Genomic DNA, 25,529 nt, shown 5'->3' with positions numbered 1-25,529 from the left:
GGGTGACGTCGCGTGTCGTCGACCGGGCGCCGGCTGCCGCGCCGCTCCCGCACAGGTCGCGCGAACTAGGCTGGGGCGAATGGCGATGCCCTCTCCCCTGCCCGTGCGCGACGGCGTCGGCGCGACGCGTCTGCGCGTGCCCGCCGAGGGGCCGTGGCCGACCGTGGGCGCCTACATGGCCGAGCGCTTCTTCCACCTCGACCCGGAGCGGCTGCTGAGCCGGTTCGACCGCGGGGAGATCGTGGCGTTCGACGGGTCCGCCCTCAGCCGCGCCACCCCGCTGGGTGCGCACGACTTCGTCTGGTACTACCGCGAGCCGCCGGTCGAGAAGCAGATCCCCTTCGACGTGGAGGTCCTGCATCAGGACGCGGATCTCGTGGTCGTCGACAAGCCGCATTTCCTGCCGACCACCCCCGGCGGCAAGTACCTGCAGAACTCCGCACTGGTGCGGCTGCGCAACGCCCTCGGGATCCCGGACCTCACGCCCATCCACCGCCTGGACCGTGCGACGGCGGGCCTGCTGATGTTCTCCGCGCGCCCGGCCACCCGCGGGGCGTACCAGCTGCTGTTCGAGCGCCGCGAGGTGGAGAAGGTCTACGAGGCCGTCTCGCTGCTGCCGGCCGACTGGGACCCCGACGCTCCTGCGCTGGCCCGATCCGCCTTCCCCCTCGTGCATCGCAACCACATCGCCAAGCTCCGCGGCAGCGTCTGCGTGCAGACGGATCCCGCCAGGGAGCCGAACGCGGAGACGCTCATCGAGCTGCGCGGCTTCGACGACCGTGTGCTGCACACGCTGCTGCGGCCGCACTCCGGACGCATGCACCAGCTGCGCGTGCACCTCGCCGAGCTCGGCGCGGGGATCCTCAACGACGGCTTCTACCCGGAGCTGCTGCCGGAGGAGCCGGACGACTTCACCCGTCCCCTGCAGCTGCTCGCCCGCGAGCTGCGCTTCATCGACCCGCTCTCCGGTGCGCCGCGCGAGTTCACCACGCGGCGCACGCTGCAGGAGGCGCCGAGGCCCGTCAGCGGCGCATGATGCGCCGGGCCAGCCACGTCCCGAGCGTCTGCACGAGGTGCACGAAGACGACGATGAGGATGATCGCGGCCCACATCACGACGGGCTCGAACTGCCGGAAGCCGTAGACCTGCGCGAAGGCGCCGAGCCCGCCGCCGCCGACGAGACCGGCCATCGCCGTCATGTCGATGAGGGCGACGACGATGAACGTGTAGCCGAGGATCAGCGGGCCGAGCGCTTCGGGCATGACCACCGTGAACAGGATGCGCCATGGGCCCGCACCCATCGATCGGGCGGCCTCGATCACGCCCGGCGACACCGAGACGAGGTGCTGCTCGACGATGCGCCCGATCGCGAACGACGCCGCGACCCCGATCGCGAACGCGCCCGCGTTGATGCCGATGCCGGTGCCGATCACGATCCGGGTGAACGGCTGCAGCACGGCGATGAAGATCACGAACGGGATGGGTCGGACGAAGTTCACGAGGAACGAGATCAGCAGGCTCACCGGACGGTTCGGCATGAGCCCGCCGGGCCGCGTGACGTAGAGCCCGATGCCGATGACGGTGCCGATCACGCCCGACATGACGAGCGCGATGGTCGTCATGTACAGCGTCTCGGCGGCGGCCTGCCAGAAGTCCGGCAGCAGCTCGATGAGGCGGTCCATCAGCGCACCTCGCCTTCCGCAGGGGCCTGCGCGTCGGGCGCATCGGATCCGATCTCCGTCACCGTCGCGTGAGCCCGGATCCGGCTCAGGGCCGCGTCGATCGCCGGATCCGCGCCGCGGATCGCGAGCGTGAGGTGCCCGAATGCGCGGCCGCGGATGTCGTTGATGCCGCCGTAGACGAGCTCGAACTCCAGCCCCGCCTCGGCGAGGTCGAGGAACACCTGGGCCTGCGAGGAGTCCCCGTCGCGGAACGAGAAGGTGACCAGTCTGCCGACGTGACGCGCCTGGAGGGCGGACTGCTCCGCGGGGCTCGGCACGCCCTTGATCACGGTTCCCACGAACCGCTGCGACGCCGGGTTCTGCGGGTTCGAGAACACCTCGAACACGTCGCCCTGCTCGACGACCCGGCCGTCCTCCATGACGGCCACCTTCGTGGCGAGCGTCTGGATCACATCCATCTCGTGGGTGATGACCACGATCGTGACGCCCTGCTCGCGGTTCACCCGGCGCAGCAGCTCGAGCACCTCGTGGGTGGTCTGCGGATCCAGCGCGCTGGTCGCCTCGTCGGCGAGCAGGATCGCCGGCCGGGTGGCGAGGGCGCGTGCGATGCCGACGCGCTGCTTCTGACCGCCGGAGAGCTGCTCGGGATACGCCTTGGCCTTGTCGGAGAGGCCGACGAAGGCGAGCAGCTCCGCGACCCGCGCGTCGATGTCGGCCTTCGCCCAGCCCGCCAGACGGAGCGGATAGGCGATGTTCGCCTTGACGGTCTTCGCCGCGAACAGGTTGAACTGCTGGAAGATCATCCCGATCCCGCCGCGGACGCGGCGCAGCTCGCGCTCCGACAGCGTCGTGATGTCGACGCCGTCGACGATCAGGCGGCCGCTCGTGGCCGGCTCCAGGGCGTTGATCAGGCGCACCAGGGTCGACTTGCCCGCGCCGGAGTACCCGATGATGCCGAAGACGTCGCCCTGGGCGATGTCGAGGGACACGTCGTCGACCGCGACGACGGGTGCACCGTCGCGCGCGGTGGGCGGATAGGACTTGGTGACGCCCTGCAGGCTCACGATCGGCATGGGTTCTCCGGTTTCGGTTCTGCATCCGGGTTCTGCGGACGCGGAGTCGGGCGACGCGGATCAGCGTCGCCCGACTCGGTCACCGCGGGGCGGGTTCGCCCCGCGGTGGAGGCGATCAGCCCTTGTGCGAAGCGACGTCGCCCTCGACCTTGGTCAGGGTCTTCTGCAGTTCGGCGGCGTCGATCTTCAGCGGCACGCCGGTGTCGCCGGATGCCTCCGCCAGGCCCTTCTGCACGCCCGGGTCGGTCTGGAAGATCTCGACGAGCTTCTTGAACGTGGCGTTGTCCTTCTGCTTGGCCGGGGCGGCGAAGATGTTCACGTAGGGCAGCGCGTTCGGATCCTTCGGGTCGTCCTGCGCGATCGCGTCCTTGAACGTGAGCCCCGCGTCCTTGACGAAGTCGTTGTTGATGATCGCGGCGGCCACGTCGGGCAGGGAGGTCGGGATCAGCGCCGCCTCGAGAGCCGTGACCTTGACCTTCGACTTGGCGGTGTCGACATCGGCGAGGTCGGAGAAGATGGTGCCGCCGCTCTTGAGCTTGATGAGGCCGGCCGACTGCAGCACGAGCAGACCGCGCGCCTGGTTGGAGGCGTCGTCCGGCACCGCCACGGTCTCGCCCGCGGGGATGTCCTTCACGCTCTTGTACTTCTTCGAGTACAGGCCGAGCGGGTAGATCGCCGTGGATCCGATGGGCTGCAGATCCTTGCCGGACTTCACGTCGTACTGCGCGAGGTACACGATGTGCTGGAACTGGTTGAGGTCGATCTCGCCCTCGCTGAGGGCCGGATTGGGCTGCTCATAGGAGCCGAAGTCCACGATCTCGACCGTGATGCCCTCCTTCTTGGCGGCCGCGACGAACGCGGGCCATTGCGGGTCGCTCTTGCCGACGACGCCGATCTTGACGGGCTTGCTGGACGCGTCGGTCGGGTCGGAGCCCGCACCCGTGGCGGACGAGCAGCCGACGAGGGAGAAGACGAGCGCGGCGGCCGCGGTGGCGGCGGCGAGCGCAGTGGTGAGCTTGCGAGACATGGCTGTGAGTTCCTCTCTTGGGGGACGTCACAACGCTAGGAGCGGGATCGCACGGCGTCCGAATCAACCCGTCACACGACGTCACAGCGCCGGAGCCGACCGCGGGTGCTGCCGTTCAGTCGAGATCCTCGAGGCCCTGAAGACGGAGCTGCTCGAGGTCGAGCCGCGCGGAGATCCGGCGCACGATGAGGTCGTCGACCGTACCCGAGCGGCGCAGGCCCAGCAGCACCTCGCGCTTGCGGTCCAGCAGTGCGAGCTTGAGCCGGATGAGCTCCTCGTGCCGGATCAGCGGCGAGCGCTGCAGGAGGTCGACGTCCTCGGAGGTCGCGATCATCTGCAGCGTCGTCGCCCCCTCGATGATCGTGCCGCGCGCGCCCGCTCCGGAGCCGTCCGCGCTCGGGTCGACCGTGTCGGAAGCCGTGCCCGCGGAGAGCGGATCCGCGCCGTCCTCCCGGGCGCCCGTGCCCGCTGCGAGCGGATCGGGCTGGCCCAGCATCTCGTCGAGCGCCTTGACCTCCGCGTCCACGAGGGCCTGCTCGCGGGCCAGCGTGCGCGCGTTCGTGTACTCGAGCATCTGGTACCCCTCGAAGCGGATCCGGTCGCGCACCTCGTCGCTCACCCGGTGCCGCACGGCCAGATCGTCCAGCGCGGCGAGTGCGGCGCCCGAGATCGTGCGCTCGGCGAGCTCGTACTCCTCGACCTCGCCCTGGTCCGCGGGGATCCGCGCCCACCGCACCATCGCCGGAAGCAGCGTGCCCTGCACGAGCAGACTCAGCAGGATCACGCCCGCGGTGACGAACACGATCTCGTCGCGGCCGTCGACCGCTCCGCCGGCGACCGCACCCGCGGGAACCGACAGCGCGATCGCGAGGGATACCGCGCCGCGCATGCCGGCGAACGTGCTGAGCACTCGCGAGCGCGCCCGTACGCCGCGAGGCGGCTGCGGGCCGGACCGCGCATAGAACGGCACGCTGAGCAGCTGGAACAGGTAGCGCACGACCAGCAGCACCACCCAGACCGCGACCGTCACGAGCACCAGCCGTCCGATCGCGCCCGCCGAGATGTGGTGCACGACGTACTGCACCTCGAGCCCGATGAGCACGAACAGCGCGCCGTTGAGCAGGAACACCCCGAACGGCCAGGCCGACTCGGCCTGGCGGCGGGACTGCGCGGTGGTGACGGTCGGCGACACGTACGCGATGATCACTCCTGCCACGACGACCGCCAGCACCCCCGACGCCGTGATGAGCTCCGCCAGGAGGAAGGCGACGAACGGGACGAGCAGCAGCGCGGTGTTGATCACGATGGTCGAGGCGACCACGCGCAGGAGCAGGTACGCGAGCGCGGCGACCGCGACGCCGGCCGCGATTCCGCCGAGGTACGAGACGAGCACCGACCAGGTGACGGTGAGCGGGGTCACGTGCCCGCCGACGGCGAGAGAGATCCCGATCGCGTACAGCACCAGGGCGGTGCCGTCGTTGGTGAGGCTCTCCGCCTTGAGCTTCATGAACATGCGACGCGGCAGCAGGCGGCCGAGGGCCGCGACGGCCGTCGCGTCCGGCGGTGCGACCGCGGCGCCGAGGATCAGCGCGCTCTCCCAGGGCAGTCCGAACAGCAGTCCGATGCCGGCGACGGCGAACGCGGACGCCACCACGAGCAGGGTGCTCATCGGCAGGATGTACCGGAAGTCGCGCCGGATGGCGCGCAGCGAGGTGGTGAGGCTCTCCCAGAACAGCATCACGGGCAGGAACAGCAGCAGCACCGTCTCGGGCGGGAGCTGGATCTCCCGCAGCGCGGGCACGAAGCCCAGCGCGAGACCGAGGACGACCAGCACCAGCGGCAGCGCGAGCCGCAGCCGTGGCGCGAGCAGCGCCCCCGTGAGGATCGTGAGTCCCAGCAGGACGGTCACCTCGAGACCTTCCATGTGCGGCCTCCTCTCGTCATGCGACGCGGATCGTGCGCGGCGTTCCGCGAAGTGCCACAGCGTCGGATGACTCCACGGTATTCCCCGGCGCGTCCGTGCGACAGGCGCGAGTCAGCGCCCTGCCTCGATCCCCTCTGCCGCCGGGTCCGCGACGTGGGTGTGCATCCGCACGCCCTCGTCGTTGAAGATGCTGATGATCTGCGCCGGTCTCCCTCCGGTCGCCGACATCGCGTGCGGGGTGCGGGTGTCGAACTCGGCGGCCTCCCCGCGCGTGAGCACGAGATCCTGACCGCCGAGGCGCAGCCGCAGCCGGCCGGAGATGACCGAGAACCACTCGTAGCCGTCGTGCACCCGCAGAGCGGGAAGACGGGTCACCGGCGGGTAGGTGATCCGGTAGGTGTGCACCGGCGAGCCTTCCGGGGAGAGCGGGACGATGACGACGCCGTCGCGGCGGATCACCGGGCGGCGGATGCGGGGATCGGGCGTCTCCTCCGGCAGGAGGTCCTCGATCCGGATGCCCAGGGCCCGGGTCAGCGGCAGCAGCAGCTCGAGGCTCGCCTGACGCTTTCCCGATTCCAGGCGGGACAGGGTGCTGGCCGACATCTCCGCCCGTTCGGCCAGTTCGTCGAGGGTCCACCCGCGGGCGCGCCGAGCGGCGCGCAGCCGCGGTCCCACCTGGGCGAGCTCGTCCTGCATGGCTTCCCTTCCCGCCTTCTTGCCAAAACCGCAAGGTCGCTTGCGTTCCTGCGAGCATAGCCCTGCACTGGATGCATGGAAACCGTGAACTCATCCGCCTCCTGGGACGCGATCGTCATCGGCGGTGGCGCTGCCGGCCTCTCCGCCGCGCTGCTGCTCGGGCGGGCGCGCCGTCGCACGCTCGTCATCGATGCGGGCAGCCCGCGCAACCGCTTCGCCGCGCACATGCACGGCGTGCTCGGCAACGAGGGCGCGTCGCCGTCGGACCTCCTGCGGCGCGGCAGGACGGAGGTCGCCGGCTACGGCGTCGAGACCCGCGCGGGCGCCGTCGCGGATGTGCGCGAGGAGAGGGACGTCCTCGTCGTCTCCGTCGACGGCGCCGAGCAGCGCACCCGAGCGCTCGTGGTCGCCAGCGGCATCAGCGACGATCTCCCCCCGGTCGCCGGGCTCGCCGAGCGCTGGGGCACGAGCGTGCTGCACTGCCCGTACTGCCACGGCTGGGAGGTGCGCGACCGGCGGCTCGCGGTGCTCGCGACCTCGCCCGCGTCACTGCACCAGGTGAAGATGGTGCGGCAGTGGAGCGACGACGTCGTGCTCTTCTCGGCCGGGCTCGGCGGCCTGGACCCTTCCGACGAGCGTCTGCTGCGCGCCCGCGGCATCGAGATCGTCGCCTCCCCGGCGGTCGAGGTGCTCGGCGAGGGAACCGCGGTCGCCGCGATCCGCACGGCCGACGGTGCCGAGATCCTGGTCGATGCGGTGTTCACCGGCGGCCGCCCCGTGCCGCACGACGGCTTCCTCGACGACCTCCGCCTCGCCCGGGCCGAGCTCCCGTCGGGGCTCGGATCCTTCCTGCAGGCGGACGCCACCGGCAGGACGTCGCACCCGCGCATCTGGGCGGCCGGGAACGTGGTGAACCCGATGGCGACGGTGCCGATGGCGATCGGCGCGGGCGCCATGGCCGGCGCCGCGGTCAACGGCGCTCTCGTCGAGGAGGGCTTCCGTCTCGTGGACGGCGCGCTCAGCCCAGCTGCTCGGTGAGCTCGAACCAGCGCAGCTCGAGCTCGTCCACCTCGTCCTGCTGCGCCTGGATCGCCTTCATCTTCTCGCCGAGGCCGGCGTAGTCGGACTGATCGTGATCGGCGAGCGCGTGCTTGGCGCGGTCGATCTGCTCGGCGAGCTTCTGCATGCGCCGCTCGAGCGCGGAGATCTCCTTCTCCGCCGCCCGGCGGTCCGCGCCGCTCAGCGCGGGTTCGGCGGTGGCCGGAGCGGTTCCCGCCCGGGTCCCCGAGTCCTTCGGCGCCGCCTGCTCGAGCGCGCGCAGGCGCAGGTACTCGTCGACGCCGCCGGGCAGGTGCCGAAGGCGGCCGCCGAGGATCGCGTACTGCTGGTCCGTCACGCGCTCGAGGAAGTAGCGGTCGTGGCTGACCACGAGGAGCGTGCCCGGCCACGAGTCGAGGAGGTCCTCGATCGCGGCGAGCATGTCCGTGTCCATGTCGTTCGTGGGCTCGTCGAGGATCATCACGTTCGGCTGGTCGAGCAGGACGAGCAGCAGCTGCAGCCGGCGCTGCTGGCCCCCGGAGAGGTCCTTGACCGGGGTGGACAGCTGCGCCGAGGAGAAGCCGAGGCGCTCCAGCAGCTGGCCCGGCGTGAGCTCGGCGGCCTTGGATCCGGTGCCGAACGTGTAGGTCGTGCGCAGGCGCCCGATGACGACGCGGACGGGCTCGTCCCACACGTCCTGCAGCTCGTCCAGGCGCTGGGTGAGGGTGCGCACCTGCACCGTCTTGCCGTGCTTGACCCGGCCGCTGGTGGGCTCGACGGTCCCGGCCACGAGGCCGAGCAGGGTGGACTTGCCCGCGCCGTTGACGCCGAGGATGCCGGTGCGCTCCCCCGGGGCGATCCGCCATTCCACATCGCGCAGCACTTCGCGCTCGGGCGTCGTCGCCGTCGCCGGGAACGTCACGCCCGCATCGATGAGGTCCACGACGTCCTTGCCGAGGCGCGACACCGCGAGCGACTGCAGCGCGATCCGGTCGCGGATCTCGGGCACATCGGCGATGAGCGCGTTCGCCGCGTCGATCCGGAACTTCGGCTTCGACGTGCGAGCGGGGGCGCCCCGACGCAGCCACGCGAGCTCCTTGCGGGCGAGGTTCTGCCGCTTCGCCTCGGTCGCCGCCGCCATGCGGTCGCGCTCCACGCGCTGCAGGATGTAGGCGGCGTAGCCGCCCTCGAAGGGCTCGACGATCCGGTCGTGCACCTCCCAGGTCTCGGTGCACACCTCGTCCAGGAACCAGCGGTCGTGCGTGACGACCATGAGCGCGCCCTGGCTCGCCGGCCAGCGCCGCTTCAGATGCTCCGCGAGCCAGCCGATGGCCTCCACGTCGAGGTGGTTGGTGGGCTCGTCCAGAGCGATGATGTCCCAGTCGCCGGCGAGGAGCTTCGCCAGCGCGACACGGCGCCGCTGACCTCCGGAGAGGTCGGCGACCGACGCGTCCCAGTCCAGGTCCCCGACGAGCCCGTCGATCACGTCGCGGATCTTCGGATCCCCGGCCCACTCGTGCTCCGCGGCGTCGCCGACGATGGCGCGGCCCACGGTGAGCGCGTCGTCCAGGACGTCGGCCTGGTCGAGCACCCCGATCGTCGTCCCGCCGCGCACGGTCACCCGGCCGGCGTCCGGCTCCAGGCGGCCGGCGAGCATCGCCAGCAGGCTCGACTTGCCGTCGCCGTTGCGGCCGACGATGCCGATCCGGTCGCCCTCCTCGATGCCGAGGGTGACGGAGTCGAAGACGACGCGGGTGGGGAATTCGAGATGGAGCCCTTCGGCCCCGAGAAGATGTGCCATGTCGGATCCAGGGTAGTCGCGCGCGGTCCCGGCCCGGCCCGGCTCAGGTCGCGCGCACGTGCACGACGTCGCCGGCCGCGATACGGTGCACGGCCCCGCCGGCCCACACCAGAAGGCAGCCGTCCTCGCCGAGGCCCGTCGCCGCGCCGACGAGGTCGTCGCCGGCCGGGAGCATCACGCGCACCGTGCGGCCGAGCGTGACGCAGCGCGCGGCGACGGCGTCGCGCAGGCCGCTCGCCACGGCCGAGCCGTGCTCCGCGAGGCCGTCGATCCAGCCGTCCAGCCGGGCGAGGTAGCCCGCCGCGAGCAGGTCGACGTCGACGTCGGCGCCCTCGACGGCGAACGACGTCGCCGTCGGTACCGGCAGCTGCTCCTCGGTCATCCTCGTGTTGACGCCGGATCCGACGATCACGACGTCCGGCCCTGAGGCCTCCGCGAGGATCCCGCAGATCTTCCGCTCCCCGACGAGCACATCGTTCGGCCACTTCACGCCGACCGGGCGTCCGGGGAGCTGCGCCGCGACCGCATCCGCCATGGCGAGGCCGGCCGCGAGCGGGATCCAGCCGCGCTCAGCGCCGGGGATCCGCGGCACCCGCAGCAGCACGGAGAGTGCGACGGCCGACCCGGCCGGGGCGGTCCAGACGCGATCCAGCCGGCCCCGCCCGGCGACCTGGTCCTCGGTGAGGATCGCGGACAGGTGCGGCCATCCCGCCTCGTCATCGACGTGCGCCCGCAGGTCCGCGTTCGTGGATCCGGTGGACGCGACGACGTCGAGCCGCGAGGCGGCCGCGGTGCTGTGCGGGAAGGTCATGCGGTCACCCTATCCGGGGCCCTCCGGAGCCCTCGCGACCGCGAACCGGCTCAGAGGGTCCGCACAGAGGATCCCGCCGGGGAGTTGTGCCTCTCATCCAACGGTCGCGAGGGCCCCGGCGCTAATGTGGAGACCGTGACGGACACGCCTGACCTCTACACGACCGCCGGCAAGATCGCCGACCTCCGCGCCCGCTACGACGAGGCCGTCGTCTCGGCAGAGGCGAAGGCGAAGGAGAAGCAGCACGCCAAGGGCAAGATGACGGCCCGCGAGCGCATCGAGCTGCTGGTGGATCCGGGCAGCTTCGTCGAGTTCGACGAGTACGTGCGGCACCGCACGACCGCGTTCGGGATGGACAAGAACCGCCCGTACGGCGACTCGGTCGTCACCGGCGTCGGCACCATCAACGGGCGCACAGTGGCCGTCTACTCGCAGGACTTCACGACCTTCGGCGGCTCGCTGGGCGAGGTCTCCGGCGACAAGATCATCAAGATCATGGAGTTCGCGCTGCGCAGCGGCGTGCCGATCATCGGCATCCTCGACTCCGGCGGGGCGCGCATCCAGGAGGGCGTGCTCGCGCTCAGCAAGTACGGGGAGATCTTCCGCCTCAACACCCGCTCCTCCGGCGTCATCCCGCAGATCTCGATCATCATGGGCCCGGCCGCGGGCGGCGCCGTCTACGGCCCCGCTCTCACCGACTTCGTCATCATGGTCGACAAGACCAGCCAGATGTTCGTGACCGGCCCCGACGTCATCAAGACCGTGACCGGCGAGGACGTCGGCATGGAGGAGCTCGGCGGCGCCTACACCCACAACACCCGCTCGGGCGTCGCGCACTACCTCGCCGAGGACGAGGACGACGCGATCGACTATGCGCGCACCCTGCTGAGCTTCCTGCCGGACAACAACATGGCGGAGCTCCCCGCCTACGCGAGCGGCTTCGAGTTCGAGACCACGGACGCCGACCGGGCGCTCAACACGCTGATCCCGGACTCCCCGAACCAGCCCTACGACATCCACACCGTCATCGAGCATGTCGTCGACGACGGCGAGTTCCTCGAGGTGCAGCCGCTGTTCGCCCCCAACATCGTGATCGGCTTCGGCCGGGTCGAAGGGCACTCGGTCGGCATCATCGCCAACCAGCCCTCGCAGATGGCCGGCACCCTGAACATCGAGGCCGGCGAGAAGGCCAGCCGCTTCGTGCGCTTCTGCGACGCGTTCTCGATCCCGATCGTCACGCTCGTCGACGTGCCCGGCTACCTGCCCGGCACCGACCAGGAGTGGACCGGCGTGATCCGCCGCGGCGCGAAGCTCATCTACGCCTACGCCGAGGCGACCGTGCCGCTCGTCACCGTGATCCTGCGCAAGGCCTACGGCGGCGCCTACATCGTGATGGGCTCCAAGCAGCTGGGCGCCGACGTTAACCTCGCCTGGCCGACGGCCGAGATCGCGGTCATGGGCGGCCAGGGCGCCGTGAACATCCTCTACCGCGGTGAGATCAAGCGCGCCGAGGAGGCCGGCGAGGACGTCGCCGCCGTCCGCACGCGCCTCGCCAACGAGTACACCTACAACGTCACGAGCCCGTTCCTCGCCGCGGAGCGCGGCGAGATCGACGGCATCATCGAGCCCGCGAACACCCGCGTCTCGATCGCGAAGGCGCTGCGGGCGCTGCGGGGCAAGCGCGCCGAGCTGCCCCCGAAGAAGCACGGGAACATCCCGCTGTGAGCGCGGAGGACGCGGCCGACGCGGTCGAGATCCAGGTGCTCCGCGGCTCCGCCACCGAGGAGGAGCTCGCGGCGCTCATCGCCGTGCTCTCCGAGGCGTTCGCCGCCGAGGAGGCCGACGCCGTGGCCGTCCAGAAGCCCGTCTCCGCCTGGGAGCGCAATCAGCGCGGGCTGCGCACTCCGCTGCGCCGCGACATCCCCTGGGGGCGCTTCTCCGGCTGACGCGGAGCCCGCGGAGACGGTGACGGATCCGGGAATTTCGCCTCCGTATGAATTTGTCCCCCAAAATACCTACAGACATCCTCTGCACGACCCGGAAGACTCTTTCTTGCAACGCTTCGCGTTCGACCGGATCTCCGCCACAGGGTAGGCAGACGATCTCCGGTCTTTGCGGACGGTTTTCGGGTAACTGTTCCGCACCTGGCGAGGGGCGGGCGGCTTCGCCGCCCCTCGCCCTTTCTTTTGCCCTCAGTCCGCGTGGGTGCGCGGGATCTCGTGCCAGAGCTCGACCGAGTCCTCGTCGGACGAATCCCCCGCCGCCGACCGGCCCACGACCGTCACTGCGACGCGCGGATCCTTCGGGGCGCGGATGATGAGCCGTGCCGAGGAGGAGCCGGAGAGCACGTCGGCGAGCTCCTCGCGGATCCGGCTCTTGGTCTGCTCGTCGAGGTCGTTCAGGCCGCCGTCGTCGAACACCGTCACCGATGCGCCCCGCGCCCGCGCCGACTCGATGGCCGCGCGCGCCCGCTCGTTGAGCAGCTCGCCGCCGCGGATCTCGTCCCGCAGCCGCCCTTCGGCCAGGCGCGCGGTGCGCCGCTCCTCCGCCGAGAGCTCGCCGCGCGTCTCGATGACGCGGCTGAGCACGGGACCCGCCACCGTGAGGGCGTACTGCACGCGCTCCCGGCGCTCCCGCTGACGCACGGTCTGCGTCGCCTGCCAGGCGGATGCCGCCTGCTGGATGCCGGCGAGACGATCGGTGTCGCGCACGGCGCGGCGCCAGAACGCGACGAGCAGCTGGGCGATCACCATCCACACGGTGGATCCGACCAGGCCCAGCCCGAGCGCGCGGAGGAAGCCGATCCACGCCGTCGAGGCGATGGTCAGCAGGACCAGCACGAGCCACCCCGCGAGCGGACGGCGCCGCACGATGCAGACGACGCCGATCAGGCCGACGGATCCGATGTACCAGGTGGCGTAGGGGGCGAGCAGCTGAGCCGGATCCAGGCCGAGGTTGCTCAGCTGCGGGATCGCGATCGCGGAGGCGAGCGCGAGGGCGGCGCCCCAGCGCGGCATCTGCACGGCGCGCCCCGCACCGACGATCGCGATCACCGCGAACGAGACGAGGTAGATGACGACCGCGAGCAGCACCAGCAGCGGCCGCGGGGGCGGCGACGTCCAGGCCAGCGCACGCGCGGCGAAATAGCAGGCGAACACGAGCGCCAGTCCAGTCGCGACGATGCGGACGGTGAGTCTCATGAGTGCGACCATCCCAGTGTCACGACGGTGCCATGGCGATCGGAGTCGATGGTGGCGACCCCGCCGACGGCCGCCATCCGGGCGAGGATGGAGGCGCGGATGCCGAGACGGTCCGCGCCGACCTGTTCCGGATCGAATCCGCCGCCCGTGTCGCTGACCTTGACCGTGAGGCCGGTGCCGCCGTGCCCTTCCACGACCACGGCGAGCCCGCGGCCCGAGGCGTGGGCGACGGCGTTGCCGATGGCCTGCCGCGCGGCGAGCGCCATCGCCCGGGCGACCCGGTCCGGCACGGCGCCGTGCCCGAAGTGCTCGACCTCGATCGACAGTCCCATCTGCTGCACCGCGCGGCGCAGATCCTCCACGAGGAGCTCGATCTGCACCGGCTCCTCGCTGCCCTCCTGCGCGGGCGCCTCCGCATTGGCGAGACGGGTGAGCGCCTCGCGCGCCATGTCCACGGCGAGGGCGCGCGCCCGGTCGGTCTCGGCGCGCTCCGCCGCGATGAGCGCGGCGAGCACGCTGTCGTGCATGAGGGCGGCGACGGCGACCCGCTCGTGCTCCGCGGCTTCGGCCGCCGCCGCGGCGGTGTACAGCGCGACCGCTCGGCCGCGCGCGTCGTCGACGCCGTTGGCGACCGACCGGAACATCCACCCGAGCGCCACCAGCACCAGCCCGAGGATCAGGGTGAAGGACACGTCGAAGGCGGTGACCACCCAGAAATCGGCCCGGAACTCGCCCTGCAGGAGCCGGACGGTGCCGTAGAGGAAGGGACCGACGAGCGCCCACGCCACCTGCACCCCGAGCGGGAAGGCGACGACGGCGGCGACACCGGCCACGTTGACCAGGAAGAAGATCCACGGCTGATCCGACGGCACGAGATTCCGGTGCGTGGCGACGAAGGGCCACAGCACGAGATCCACGATGTACGCGACGAAGAACACGCCGGCGGTGAGGCGCACGGCCCGCCCGATCGCGCAGCACACGAGCATCGCGACCCACGGCACGAACACGAGCGCCATCATCGCCACATGCGGGACGTCGACGACGGTCAGCTTGACGAGGGCGTTGACGAGCGCCTGGGCGCCCAGGGCGAGCGCACCCACGCCCACGACGATCGCGATGATGCGCTCGATCCGCCGTCCGGCGAAGCGCTCCAGCTCCTGCCCGACCTCGCCGGGCGTGGGGATCTTCTCCCAGGCCTCCCTGAGGCCCTGGTCCGCCGACATGCCCTAGCCCGCTCGCTGTGGCGCCGGGGCCGCCGGACGCCTCATCCGGAGCGCGGTGCGCTCAGCCGACACCCTGCGGATCCTCCTGGGCCGTCTCCACGATGCCGTCCTCCATCGCCCGGCGCAGCAGGTCGACCTTGGTCGGCGCGGGCCGCCCCACCTCGACGTACTTCACCCGGATCCGGGTGATGTTCTCCTTGGCCGTGGAGTAGGCCACGCCGAGGCGCTCCGCCACGACCTTCAGCGGCAGCCCGGTCGCGTACAGGCGCAGGACCTCGCGCTCGCGGGTGGAGAGCTGCGCATCGGCGAAGGCCGTGTCGCCGTCGACGGCGTTCGCCCATTCCACGTTGTTGAGGGCCTCGCCGCGCGCGACCGTGCGCACCGCGGCGATCACGTCGTCCAGCGGGGAGGACTTGCTGATGACGCCCGCGGCTCCTGCGACGAGGGCCTCGCGCACGGAGACCGGGCGATCCGCGACGCTGTGGATGACCACGCTCGAGCCGTCCGCGACCAGTCGGGTGACGTTCTCGGTCACCGTGGTGCCGTCGCCGAGGGTGAGATCGAGCAGCACGACGTCGGCCGGGGCGGGCAGGGCGCGTCCCCGCGCGTCGAGGTACTCGGCGACGCCGGCGCCCGAGAACACGACGTCGAAGTCGGCCCGCTCGAGCGCGGCGGCGAGTCCCAGACGAACGGACTCGTGGTCGTCGATCAGGGCTACGCTGCTCACGGTCTCACCTTATCCGGTGCGGCCGCGCGATTCCGTCGTGCGGCGACGTGATTGCGCCGTGCCGCGACGTCCCGGGCGCACGCGGGCGCACCGCGCGGGCTCAGCGGGTCAGCAGGGCGACCGTCTCCAGATGGTGCGAGTGCGGGAACAGGTCGAAGGCGCGCATCCGCCGCGGCTCGTAGCCCAGACCGCGGAAGGTGGCCAGGTCGCGCGCGAGCGCGACAGGATCGCAGGCGACGTAGGCGATGGCGGACGGATGCAGCGCGGCCACGTCCTCCACCACGGCGCGGCCCGCGCCGGAGCGGGGCGGGTCGAGGACGACCGCACCGCCTGCGACATGGGCCAGGTCGGCGTCACCAGACTTCAGGAAGCGGTCGACGCGAGCCGTCACGGCCCTGACCCCCAGGTCGCGCAGGTTCTCCGCCGCGTGCCGGGTGGCGCGCGGCGCGGACTCGACGGTCGTGATGCGGCGCCCGCCGAGGCGCGCGAGCGTCGCGGAGAACAGCCCGACGCCGCCGTAGAGGTCGAGGGGCGCGGCGGATGGGTCGACAGCGGCGTCGAGCAGCTCCGCCACGGCCCCGTCCAGGAGGCCTGCCGCGGCCGGGTGGATCTGCCAGAAGCCGTCGACGTCCAGGGCGAACGACCGCCCCGCCGCCTGCTCGACGATGGTCGCGGGAGCACGGTGGCGGGCGCCGCGGCGCCTGCCCCGTCCCTGCGGGTGCTGCTCGGCAGCCGGGCGCAGCACCTGGCGCACCTCGCCGTCGGCGGGCTCGACGAGCTCGATCCGGCCCTCGGGCAGCCCCCGGAGCTCCCGCGCCACGGCGTCGATCGCCGGACGCGCGAGCACGTGCTGGGCCACGGGCACGACGCGGTGGCTGCGCGCCGCGAAGGGCCCGATCCGCCCCTCGTCGTCGATGTGCAGGGTGACCCGGGTGCGCCAGTTACCGTCGGTCCCGGTGGGCTCCACCTCGGGAGCCTCGATGCCGCCACCGGCAAAGCGGTCCAGCGCCTCCTGCAGCACCCGGCGCTTCAGCACGCGCTGGTGCCCGATCTCGATGTGGCCCAGGTCCGCGCCGCCGGGGCGCTGCTCCGGAGCGCGTGCGACGTCGGCCTCGGGCCACACGTGCGGACGCCGGTGCGGCGAGGCCTCGAGCACCTCGACGGTCTCGGCACGCCAGAACGAACGTGTGTCCGCGCCGTCCGCGGGGTCGCTGAGCCGCGCCCGCACGCGCTCCCCCGGGATCGCGTCGGAGACGAACACGACGCGCCCCTCGTGCCGGGCCACGAACACCCCGCCGTGCGCGATCGCGGTCACGTCGAGGTCGAGAAGGGCGCCCTCGGACGCGTCGGAATCGCTCACCCCTCGATCATCCCAGACCGCCGAGGCGGCGGATCCCGGATCAGCGACCCAGCTGCGGATCGCTGGTGAGGGGACCGGCGTTCTCGAGCCGTCCCGCGAGCACGCGCACGAGAGCGGCATCGCCGGAGGAGGTCACCGTGAGGTCGTACCAGCCTCCCGCCGTCGGGATCACCACCGTCTTCTCCTGACCCGGGTTCAGCGCGAGGGTCTGCCCGCCGTTCCCGTACGCGTCGGCCAGGGTCAGGTCGACGCGCGCGGAGCCGGTGTTGGCGATCCGGAACCGGGCGTGCGCGGCCGCGCCGTCTGCGGACACCGCGACCCGGATGTCGGTCCCGGCGGTCGTGCCGGCGAAGCGCCGGTACCAGCCGCTGGGGCCGTGCATCTGCACGTCGTACTCCGCGCCGAGGGACCAGGAGGCGTCGAGCGTCGCGCCCGCCCCGATCGTGTAGGAGTAGGGCCCCGCCGAGAGCAGGTTGGAGCGCACCTGCACGTGCGCGCCGACGGTGCCGCCGTTCGTCCAGCGCGCGGCGAGCGCGCCGGAGGCGACGGTGGCGTCGACGTCGAGCGCGTAACCGAGCGCGCGGGACGGGCGGGTGCCCTTCTCCTGGACCGGCATCGCGTTCGTCGCCGGCGGCGTGGGCACGTAACTGGGGTGGCGGAGCTGGTCCGCGGGCTTGTATGCGGATGTGGCGGGCAGCGCCGGGACCGCTGCGCCCTTCGCCGAGAAGTCGAACGCGCTCGTGAGGTCGCCGCAGACGGCGCGGCGCCACGGCGTGATGTTCGGCGACGCCACCCCGAACCGGGTCTCGAGGAACCGGACGATCGAGGTGTGGTCGAACGTCTCCGAGCACACCCAGCCGCCCATGCTCCACGGGGAGACCACGATCATCGGCACCCGGACGCCGAGCCCGAACTGACCGGCGACATCCTTGTCGCCGAATGTCGTCGGCGTGCCGTCGTACCACTCGCCGTCGGTGCTCACCGTGGACGCACCCGGGATCTGCGGCGTGTGGGGGTGCGGCGGGACGACGTGGTCGAAGAAGCCGTCGTTCTCGCCGTACATGAACAGCAGCGCGGTCCTGCTCCACACGTCGGGGTGGGAGGTCAGGATGTCCAGGATGTTCGCCGCGTACCAGGCGCCGAAGTTCGGCGGCCAGTTCGAGTGCTCGGTGTAGGCCTCCGGCGCCACGATGTACGACACCTGCGGGAGCGTTCCGTTCGCGACGTCCTCGCGGAAGATGCGGAACAGGTCGTCGCCGTCCTTGGCCTGCGTGCCGGTGCGCGCCTTCTCGTACAGCGGGCTGCCGGGCGCGGCGTTCTGGTACTGGGTGAAGTACAGGAGTGCGTTGTCTCCGTAGTTGCCGATGTACGCGTTGCCGGTCCAGCCCTCGTAATGCGCCGGATCCAGGCCCTCGCCGATGTCCTGGTAGACCTTCCAGCTCACCCCGGCCTTCTCCAGCTCCTCGGGGTACGTGCTCCACGAGTAGCCCTTCTCGGCGTTCCACAGGTCGGGGCCGCCACCGGTGCGCAGCGGGTCGTCGCCGCCGGTGAACATGTAGTAGCGGTTCGGATCCGTCGGGCCGAGCACCGAGCAGTGGTACTGGTCGCAGACGGTGAAGGCGTCGGCGAGGGCGAAGTGGAACGGGATGTCACCACGCTCGTAGAAGGCCATGGTCGCGTCGGACTTCGCCGGCAGCCACCGGTCGTACCGGCCCGCGTTGAAGGCCTCGTGGGTCATCTTCCACGAGTGGTCGAGGTCCTCCATGAACTGCATCCCGAGATCCGGCGCCGTCGGGTGATACGGCAGGACGTCGCGGCTTCCGTTGTTCTGAGTGAAGGCGTTCGCGCCGCTGGGCAGGATCGCCGGGTGCGGATCGCCGAAGCCGCGGACACCCTTGAGCGTGCCGAAGTAGTGGTCGAACGCCCGGTTCTCCTGCATGAAGATCACGACGTGCTCGACGTCCTGGATCGAGCCGGTCGCGCGGTTCGCCGGGATCGTCGCGGCGCGCGCGATGCTCTCGCCGAACAGCTGCGAGATCGCGGCGCTCGCGGCCCCGGCGGCCGAGAGCTGGAGGAAACGTCGACGGTTCACGCGGTTCATGAGCTGCTCCTCATCGAGAGCGGGCCGGATGCCCTGGGGCGGACGAGAGGCCCCGGATCTCCCCCGCAGCACTGCTCCAGGCTAAGGACCCGCCGACCCCGGGACGAGCGGCACGGGCGAATGTTGGCGCGCGCTTCCCCCGTTGTTCACCGGGTGGGTGGCATAGCGTGGATCCATGCGCGTGTGCCTCGCCTCCACCTCTCCGGCTCGTCTCGCCCTGCTGCGCCAGAGCGGCATCGAGCCGATCTGCCTGAGCCCCGGCGTCGACGAGGACGCGGTCGCCGCCGCGGAGGCGCAGCGCCTCGGCCGCGCGCTCGCCCCGGAGGAGGTCGTGCTGCTGCTCGGACGCGCGAAGGCGGCGGACGTCGCCGCGCGCATCCACGACGCCCACCCCGGGTTCGAGGGGATCGTGATCGGCGGCGACTCCATGTTCGAGCTCGACGGCGAGGTGCACGGCAAGCCGTACGAGCCCGAGCGCGCGATCGCCCGCTGGCACGCGATGCGCGGACGCACGGGCGTGCTGCACTCGGGGCACAGCGTGATCCTGGTGCGCCCGGATGCGCCGCCTCGCGAAGTGCACGCGGTCGCCGAGGCGGCTGTCACGTTCGCCGCCGACATCGACGACGCCGAGCTCGAGGCGTACGTCGCCACGGGCGAACCGCTGCTCGTGGCGGGCGCCTTCACCGTGGACAGTCTGGGCGGCGCCTTCATCGAGCGCGTGGAGGGAGACCCCTCCACGGTCGTCGGCATGTCCCTGTCCACCCTCCGCCGGCTCGCAGGGCGGCTCGGCATCCGCTGGACCGATCTCTGGAACGCCGTTCCCTCCGCGTCCTGACCCGCGCAGGCGCCGCGGCGACGCGGGTGCGCATCCGCGCTTCGTAGATTCCAGGAAGCGATCTCCGCGGATTCTTGTGGAGGGTCGTCAAAAATATCGGGACCGCTGTCGATAGGCTGACATCCATGCCTGCCATCGCCAAGGTGCTCGTCGCCAACCGCGGCGAGATCGCCGTCCGCATCATCCGCGCCGCGCGCGACTCCGGTCTCTCCTCCGTCGCCGTGTACGCGGACCAGGACCGGGACGCCCTGCACACCCGGCTCGCCGACGAGGCGTACGCCCTCGACGGCGCCACCAGCGCCGACACCTACCTGCAGATCGACAAGATCCTCTCGGTGGCCCGCCGCTCCGGCGCCGACGCCGTCCACCCCGGCTACGGCTTCCTGGCCGAGAACGCCGGCTTCGCCCGTGCCGTGATCGACGCCGGGCTCGTGTGGATCGGCCCCTCCCCCGAGGCCATCGAGGCGCTCGGCGACAAGGTCACCGCCCGCCACGTCGCGGAGAAGGTCGGCGCGCCGCTGGCACCCGGCACCCCGGGACCGGTGGAGACCGCCGAAGAGGTCGTCGCGTTCGCCGAGAAGGTCGGTCTGCCCATCGCGATCAAGGCCGCTTACGGCGGCGGCGGCCGCGGCCTCAAGGTCGCCCGCGAGCTCGACGAGGTCGCCGAGCAGTTCGAGTCGGCCACCCGCGAGGCGATCGCGGCCTTCGGCCGCGGCGAGTGCTTCGTGGAGAAGTACCTCGACAAGCCGCGCCACGTCGAGACGCAGTGCCTCGCCGACGCGGAGGGCAACGTCGTCGTCATCTCGACCCGCGACTGCTCGCTGCAGCGCCGGCACCAGAAGCTCGTCGAGGAGGCCCCCGCGCCGTTCCTCACGGAGGAGCAGAACCGCGTGCTCTACGAGGCGTCGAAGGCGATCCTCAAGGAGGTCGGCTACGTCGGCGCAGGAACCTGCGAGTTCCTCATCGGCGCCGACGGGACCATCTCCTTCCTCGAGGTCAACACCCGCCTCCAGGTCGAGCACCCCGTGTCCGAGGAGGTCACCGGGATCGACCTTGTCCGCGAGCAGTTCCGCATCGCGGCCGGCGGCACCATCGACTACGACGACCCCGCCCCGCAGGGCCACTCGATCGAGTTCCGCATCAACGGCGAGGACCCGGGACGCGGCTTCCTGCCGCAGCCGGGCCCGATCCACGTGTTCAAGACCTTCGGGGGCCCGGGCATCCGCCTCGACTCCGGCGTGACCGCGGGCGACGTGGTCTCCGGCGCGTTCGACTCCCTGCTCGCGAAGATCATCGTCACCGGCAAGGACCGCGCCGAGGCGCTGGAGCGCTCCCGCCGGGCCCTGGACGAGTTCGAGGTCTCCGGCCTGCCCACCGTGCTGCCGTTCCACCGCAAGGTCGTCAACGACCCCGCCTTCACCGCCGAGAACGGCGAGTTCGGCGTCTACACGCGCTGGATCGAGACCGAGTTCGCAGGCGACATCCCGGCGTGGGACGGCGAGCTCGAGCCCGCCGCCGAGCCGAAGGGCCGGCACACGGTGGTCGTCGAGGTCGCCGGCAAGCGGCTCGAGGTGAGCCTGCCCGATCGCGTCGCCGCCTCGGTCGTCGGCACCGGCGGACGTCCCGCCGCGGTGCCGCCGTCCCGTCGCAGCCACGCGAAGACGGTGAACGCCGGCGCATCCGGCGACGCGGTGAAGTCGCCCATGCAGGCCACGGTCGTCAAGGTCGCGGTCGAGGAGGGCCAGCAGGTCGTCAAGGGCGACCTCGTCGTGGTCCTCGAGGCGATGAAGATGGAGCAGCCCCTGCAGGCGCACAAGGACGGCGTGATCGGCAACATCAACGCGGACGCCGGTGCGACCGTGTCCGCCGGTCATCAGCTGCTCACCATCAGCTGACCGGATCCGGATCCGCAGTGACGAAGAAGCGGCGCTCTCCCGAGGGAGGCGCCGCTTCTTCGCGAGCCGGGGCTCAGCCGGCGATGTAGACCTGGTGCATCGCGCGGGTCGCGTCGGTGATGCTGCTGGTGATCGATGGGTACGCGGCGAACACGCGCGACACCTGGTCGACGTTCAGGCGCCGCTCCACGGCGATCGCGAGCGGGTAGATCAGCTCCGAGGCCCGCGGGGCGACGATCACGGCGCCGATCACGGTGCCGGAGCCCTTGCGGGCGAGGATCTTCACGAAGCCGTCGCGGATCCCCTGCATCTTCGCGCGCGGGTTGGCGGCCAGGGGCAGCTTGTAGGCGATGCCGTCCGCCACGCCGTCCTCGATGTCCTTCTCGGAGAAGCCGATCGTGGCGATCTCCGGCGCGGTGAAGATGTTCGCGGTGATCTTGCGCTTCTCCAGCGGGATCACGATGTCGCCGAGGGCGTGGAACACCGCGGTGCGCCCCTGCATCGAGGCGACCGAGGCGAGCGGGAAGAAGTTGGTGCAGTCGCCGACCGCGTAGATGTTCGAGACCGAGGTGCGCGCGACCCGGTTGACCCGGATGTGGCCGGAGTCGGTGAGCTCGACGCCGGCGGCCTCGAGGCCGATCCCGGCGGTGTTCGGGATCGACCCGACCGCCATCAGGCAGTGGCTGCCGTCTACCGTGCGGCCGTCCGAGAGCGTCACCCTGACGCCCGCGTCGGTGCGCTCCACCCGATCGGCGCGGGACTTGGAGAGCACCTGCATGCCGCCGCGCTTGAAGACCTTCTCGAGCACGCGCGCCGCGTCCTGGTCCTCCCCCGGCAGCACCTGGTCGCGGCTGGAGATCAGCGTGACCTTCGCCCCCAGGTTCATGTACGCCGAGGCGAACTCCGCGCCGGTGACGCCGGAGCCGACCACGATGAGGTGCTCCGGCAGCGTCTTCATGTCGTAGAGCTGCGTCCAGGTGAGGATGCGCTCGCCATCGGGCTTGGCGGAGTCGAGCTCGCGCGGCGACGCGCCCACGGCGACGACGAGCGTGTCGGCCTCGATGCGGTCGAAGTCGGTGCCGTCCTCCGAGGTGGACACGACGATCGCGTTCGGACCGTCCAGACGCCCGTGGCCGGAGAGCATGGTCACGCCGGCGTCGAGCAGCGCGGTGCGCATGTCCTCGGACTGCTGCCCCGCGAGCGCCATCAGCCGCTTGTTCACGGCGGCCAGATTGATCGCGATCTGCGGCTTGAGCGGCTTGCCCTCGGCGCCCTTCGCGTAGAACTGCACGCCCAGGTCGCTGGCCTCGCTGATCGCGACGGCGGCGTCGGCCGTGGCGATGAGGCTCTTCGAGGGCACCACGTCGGTGAGCACGGCGGAGCCGCCGACGCCGACCCTCTCGACGAGAGTCACCTCCGCACCGAGCTGGGCTGCGGCGAGCGCCGCCTCGTAACCGCCGGGGCCGCCGCCGAGCACGGCGACGCGCTGAGAGCGCTCGAACATCAAGGTCATGGGATCCATTCTTCCGCATCCGCAGGATGCCGTCGGTCCGCCCACCCGCTGCTCTTCCGAGCCCGCCTCCCCGGGGGCGAGCACGGAGCCGTATCCTCGTTCTCATGGCTGATCAGACCCACCCCCTCGACGACCCGAACGCCGACCCCTTCGCGATCGCCGCAGAGGCGGCCGCGGACATCCACCGGCTGACCGGCGTCGATCACCACGACATCGCGGTCACCCTCGGCTCCGGCTGGAGCAAGGCCGCGGAGCTCATCGGCGAGACCGTCGCGACCATCCCCGCCACGGAGGTCACCGGCTTCTCGAAGCCCGCGCTCGAGGGCCACGTCGGGACGCTGCGCAGCATCGTGACCCCCGGTGGGAAGAACGTGCTCGTGATCGGCGCCCGCACGCACTACTACGAGGGCCACGGCGTCCGCCGGGTCGTGCACAGCGTGCGCACCGCTGCGGCCACGGGGGCGAAGACCATGGTGCTCACCAACGGCGCCGGCGGCATCCGCGAGACGTGGAAGCCGGGCCAGCCGGTGCTGATCAGCGACCACATCAACCTCACCGCGGACTCCCCGCTCGAGGGCGCCACGTTCATCGATCTCACCGACCTCTACAGCGCGCGCCTGCGCGACCTCGCCCGCACGATCGACCCGATGCTGGACGAGGGCGTCTACACGCAGTTCCGGGGACCGCATTACGAGACTCCCGCGGAGGTGCAGATGGCGAAGGCCATCGGCGGCCACATCGTGGGCATGTCCACGGCGCTCGAGGCGATCGCCGCCCGCGAGGCCGGCATGGAGATCCTCGGCTTCTCGCTCATCACGAACCTCGCCGCCGGGATCCAGAAGACCCCGCTCAGCCACGACGAGGTGATCGAGGCGGGCCGAGAGGCCGAGCCGGTCATCTCGGACCTGCTGGCCCGCGTGATCGGGGCGCTGTGAGCGGCCGGGAGGCGGCGCTGCTCACGCAGGCGCGCGCCTGGCTGCGGCAGGATCCGGATCCGGAGACCCGCGACGAGCTCGCCGGGCTCATCACCCGCGCCGCTTCCGGCGACGACGCGGCGCTCGCCGACCTCGATGACCGGTTCCGCACCCGTCTCGCGTTCGGCACCGCCGGGCTGCGGGGCGAGCTCGCCGCGGGATCGAACCGGATGAACCGCGTGCTCGTGGCGCAGGCAGCGGCCGGCTTCGCGGCGTACCTGACCGAGAGAGCCGCCGGCACCACGCCCACCGTCGTCATCGGCTACGACGGGCGCAGGAACTCGCGGGTGTTCGCGAAGGACTCCGCCGAGATCTTCGCCGGTGCGGGGCTCCGCGCGATCCTGCTGCCGCGCCTGCTTCCGACGCCCGTCCTCGCGTTCGCCGTGCGCCACCTCGGCGCGGACGCGGGCGTGATGGTGACCGCGAGCCACAACCCGCCCAACGACAACGGGTACAAGGTCTACCTCGGAGGCGCAGACCAGGGGTCGCAGATCGTGTCCCCCGCCGACGCCGAGATCGCCGCGCACATCCAGCGCGTGGCCGACCGGGGGGACGTGCCGGCGATCCCCCGCTCCGACGCGTACGAGACCGCCGGCGAGGACGTCGTCGACGCCTATGTCGCCGCGACCGCCGCCGTCGCCCCGGCCCCCGTGGGCGCTGCCGGGCTGCGCTGGATCTACACGGCCATGCACGGCGTGGGCTGGGAGACCTTCTCCCGCATCATCGCCGAGGCCGGCTATCCGGCGCCGTGGACCGTCGGCGAGCAGCGCGACCCGGATCCGACCTTCCGCACCGTCGCCTTCCCGAACCCGGAGGAGCCGGGCGCCATGGATCTCGCGTTCGCGAAGGCCCGCACGCTGGGCGCCGAGCTTGTGATCGCGAACGACCCGGATGCGGACCGGCTCGCGGTCGGCATCCCCGATGAGAGCGCCGAGGGCGGCTGGCGCCGGCTCACCGGCAACGAGGTGGGCCTGCTGCTCGGCTGGCGCGCCGCGCGCCAGGCCACGGCCGAGGGCCCGGCGGCGCCTGGCACCTCGCTGGCGTGCTCCCTGGTCTCCTCGCCGGCGCTCGGCGCGGTGGCGGAGCGCTACGGACTGGACTTCCACGAGACGCTCACCGGCTTCAAGTGGATCTCGCGCGCACCCGGCATCGCGTTCGGCTACGAGGAGGCGCTGGGCTACCTGGTCAACCCGGAGACGGTGCGCGACAAGGACGGCATCTCGGCGGCGGTCGCCCTGCTCGGCCTCGCGGCGGAAGCCCGCGGGCGCGAGGTCACGCTGGCCGATCTGCTCGACGAGGTCGCCGCAGAGGTGGGCCACTTCGCCAGCGGCCAGGTGTCGATCCGCGTCGACGACGTCGCCGTGATCGGCCGCATCATGGCGGCGCTGCGCCAGGATCCGCCCTCCGCGTTCGGGGACAGGGCGATCACCGCGTCCGAGGACCTCCTCTCCGCGGACTCCGGCGTCCCCGCGGGGGACGTGCTGCGGTACCGGCTCGCCGACGGCTGCCGCGTGATCGTGCGTCCCAGCGGCACCGAGCCCAAGCTCAAGGTGTACCTCGACGCGCGCGCCGACTCGGCCGAGGCGGCCCGCGCCGCGGTGGCGGAGCTCGACGCGGCGATCCGCGCGCTGCTCGCCCGCCTGGGCTGA

21 protein-coding genes are annotated in these 25,529 nt (G+C 71.7%); 8 read left to right on the top strand and 13 right to left on the bottom strand.

Going from position 1 to position 25,529, the window contains the following annotated elements:
* The first annotated feature begins 79 nt into the window (after positions 1–79).
* Positions 80–1,036, top strand: a complete 957-nt coding sequence (locus ACYQ1L_RS05385) for a pseudouridine synthase (protein ID WP_460003217.1) — start codon at positions 80–82, stop codon at positions 1,034–1,036.
* Here ACYQ1L_RS05385 and ACYQ1L_RS05380 read toward each other — a convergent pair.
* The 5 genes from ACYQ1L_RS05380 to ACYQ1L_RS05360 form a co-directional block, all read right to left on the bottom strand.
* Positions 1,023–1,682 (bottom strand): methionine ABC transporter permease, encoded by a 660-nt coding sequence (locus tag ACYQ1L_RS05380; protein ID WP_460003216.1) that lies wholly within the window; start codon positions 1,680–1,682, stop codon positions 1,023–1,025. The genes ACYQ1L_RS05385 and ACYQ1L_RS05380 overlap by 14 nt on opposite strands.
* A complete protein-coding gene (locus tag ACYQ1L_RS05375) occupies positions 1,682–2,755 on the bottom strand; it encodes a methionine ABC transporter ATP-binding protein (protein WP_460003215.1) in 1,074 nt (357 codons plus the stop codon). Before ACYQ1L_RS05375 ends, ACYQ1L_RS05380 begins: the two co-directional genes overlap by 1 nt.
* Before the next feature lie 115 nt (positions 2,756–2,870).
* Positions 2,871–3,782: a MetQ/NlpA family ABC transporter substrate-binding protein gene (locus tag ACYQ1L_RS05370; protein WP_460003214.1), complete on the bottom strand. Its 912-nt coding sequence runs from the start codon at positions 3,780–3,782 to the stop codon at positions 2,871–2,873.
* A gap of 115 nt (positions 3,783–3,897) precedes the next feature.
* Positions 3,898–5,706, bottom strand: a complete 1,809-nt coding sequence (locus ACYQ1L_RS05365) for a Na+/H+ antiporter (protein ID WP_460003213.1) — start codon at positions 5,704–5,706, stop codon at positions 3,898–3,900.
* A gap of 111 nt (positions 5,707–5,817) precedes the next feature.
* Complete coding sequence (locus ACYQ1L_RS05360; RefSeq protein WP_460003212.1) at positions 5,818–6,402, bottom strand: helix-turn-helix domain-containing protein; 585 nt, start codon at positions 6,400–6,402, stop codon at positions 5,818–5,820.
* A 75-nt stretch (positions 6,403–6,477) separates the two neighbouring features.
* On the opposite strand from ACYQ1L_RS05360, the gene ACYQ1L_RS05355 reads away from it, so the two are divergent.
* Complete coding sequence (locus ACYQ1L_RS05355; RefSeq protein ID WP_460003211.1) at positions 6,478–7,440, top strand: NAD(P)/FAD-dependent oxidoreductase; 963 nt, start codon at positions 6,478–6,480, stop codon at positions 7,438–7,440.
* Here ACYQ1L_RS05355 and ACYQ1L_RS05350 read toward each other — a convergent pair.
* Both ACYQ1L_RS05350 and ACYQ1L_RS05345 read right to left on the bottom strand, forming a co-directional pair.
* Entirely contained in the window at positions 7,421–9,241 is a 1,821-nt protein-coding gene (locus tag ACYQ1L_RS05350) for an ABC-F family ATP-binding cassette domain-containing protein (protein WP_460003210.1), read from the bottom strand. The genes ACYQ1L_RS05355 and ACYQ1L_RS05350 overlap by 20 nt on opposite strands.
* Before the next feature lie 43 nt (positions 9,242–9,284).
* Positions 9,285–10,052 (bottom strand): biotin--[acetyl-CoA-carboxylase] ligase, encoded by a 768-nt coding sequence (locus tag ACYQ1L_RS05345; RefSeq protein WP_460003209.1) that lies wholly within the window; start codon positions 10,050–10,052, stop codon positions 9,285–9,287.
* A 135-nt stretch (positions 10,053–10,187) separates the two neighbouring features.
* Between ACYQ1L_RS05345 and ACYQ1L_RS05340 the strand changes: the two genes are divergently transcribed.
* Together ACYQ1L_RS05340 and ACYQ1L_RS05335 are read left to right on the top strand one after the other, a co-directional pair.
* Complete coding sequence (locus ACYQ1L_RS05340) at positions 10,188–11,777, top strand: acyl-CoA carboxylase subunit beta (protein ID WP_460003208.1); 1,590 nt, start codon at positions 10,188–10,190, stop codon at positions 11,775–11,777.
* A complete protein-coding gene (locus ACYQ1L_RS05335; protein ID WP_460003207.1) occupies positions 11,774–11,998 on the top strand; it encodes an acyl-CoA carboxylase subunit epsilon in 225 nt (74 codons plus the stop codon). Before ACYQ1L_RS05340 ends, ACYQ1L_RS05335 begins: the two co-directional genes overlap by 4 nt.
* 246 nt (positions 11,999–12,244) lie before the next feature.
* Here the strand turns inward: ACYQ1L_RS05335 and ACYQ1L_RS05330 are convergent, their stop codons facing one another.
* From ACYQ1L_RS05330 to ACYQ1L_RS05310, 5 genes are all read right to left on the bottom strand, one after another.
* Positions 12,245–13,252 (bottom strand): hypothetical protein, encoded by a 1,008-nt coding sequence (locus ACYQ1L_RS05330; protein ID WP_460003206.1) that lies wholly within the window; start codon positions 13,250–13,252, stop codon positions 12,245–12,247.
* On the bottom strand, positions 13,249–14,475 hold the full coding sequence (locus tag ACYQ1L_RS05325; RefSeq protein WP_460003205.1) for a sensor histidine kinase: 1,227 nt from the start codon (positions 14,473–14,475) through the stop codon (positions 13,249–13,251). The genes ACYQ1L_RS05330 and ACYQ1L_RS05325 overlap by 4 nt, the downstream gene beginning before the upstream one ends.
* A gap of 61 nt (positions 14,476–14,536) precedes the next feature.
* Complete coding sequence (locus ACYQ1L_RS05320; protein WP_460003204.1) at positions 14,537–15,202, bottom strand: response regulator; 666 nt, start codon at positions 15,200–15,202, stop codon at positions 14,537–14,539.
* A gap of 100 nt (positions 15,203–15,302) precedes the next feature.
* Entirely contained in the window at positions 15,303–16,562 is a 1,260-nt protein-coding gene (locus tag ACYQ1L_RS05315; RefSeq protein WP_460003203.1) for a class I SAM-dependent RNA methyltransferase, read from the bottom strand.
* Positions 16,563–16,602: 40 nt separating this feature from the next.
* On the bottom strand, positions 16,603–18,663 hold the full coding sequence (locus ACYQ1L_RS05310) for a phosphocholine-specific phospholipase C (RefSeq protein ID WP_460003202.1): 2,061 nt from the start codon (positions 18,661–18,663) through the stop codon (positions 16,603–16,605).
* A 175-nt stretch (positions 18,664–18,838) separates the two neighbouring features.
* On the opposite strand from ACYQ1L_RS05310, the gene ACYQ1L_RS05305 reads away from it, so the two are divergent.
* The gene (locus ACYQ1L_RS05305; protein ID WP_460003201.1) at positions 18,839–19,498 is read left to right on the top strand and encodes a Maf family protein; all 660 of its coding nucleotides are present in this window, start codon (positions 18,839–18,841) and stop codon (positions 19,496–19,498) included.
* 125 nt (positions 19,499–19,623) lie between these two features.
* The gene (locus ACYQ1L_RS05300; protein WP_460003200.1) at positions 19,624–21,393 is read left to right on the top strand and encodes an acetyl/propionyl/methylcrotonyl-CoA carboxylase subunit alpha; all 1,770 of its coding nucleotides are present in this window, start codon (positions 19,624–19,626) and stop codon (positions 21,391–21,393) included.
* 73 nt (positions 21,394–21,466) lie between these two features.
* Here the strand turns inward: ACYQ1L_RS05300 and ACYQ1L_RS05295 are convergent, their stop codons facing one another.
* The gene (locus tag ACYQ1L_RS05295; protein ID WP_460003199.1) at positions 21,467–22,915 is read right to left on the bottom strand and encodes an NAD(P)H-quinone dehydrogenase; all 1,449 of its coding nucleotides are present in this window, start codon (positions 22,913–22,915) and stop codon (positions 21,467–21,469) included.
* Positions 22,916–23,010: 95 nt separating this feature from the next.
* On the opposite strand from ACYQ1L_RS05295, the gene ACYQ1L_RS05290 reads away from it, so the two are divergent.
* Together ACYQ1L_RS05290 and ACYQ1L_RS05285 are read left to right on the top strand one after the other, a co-directional pair.
* On the top strand, positions 23,011–23,841 hold the full coding sequence (locus tag ACYQ1L_RS05290; RefSeq protein WP_460003198.1) for a purine-nucleoside phosphorylase: 831 nt from the start codon (positions 23,011–23,013) through the stop codon (positions 23,839–23,841).
* Positions 23,838–25,529 (top strand): phospho-sugar mutase, encoded by a 1,692-nt coding sequence (locus ACYQ1L_RS05285; protein WP_460003197.1) that lies wholly within the window; start codon positions 23,838–23,840, stop codon positions 25,527–25,529. Before ACYQ1L_RS05290 ends, ACYQ1L_RS05285 begins: the two co-directional genes overlap by 4 nt.

It is taken from the genome of Microbacterium xylanilyticum (assembly GCF_054654695.1).
Note: the sequence above shows the minus strand (reverse complement) of the source record. Positions and strands in the feature narration are given on the sequence as shown.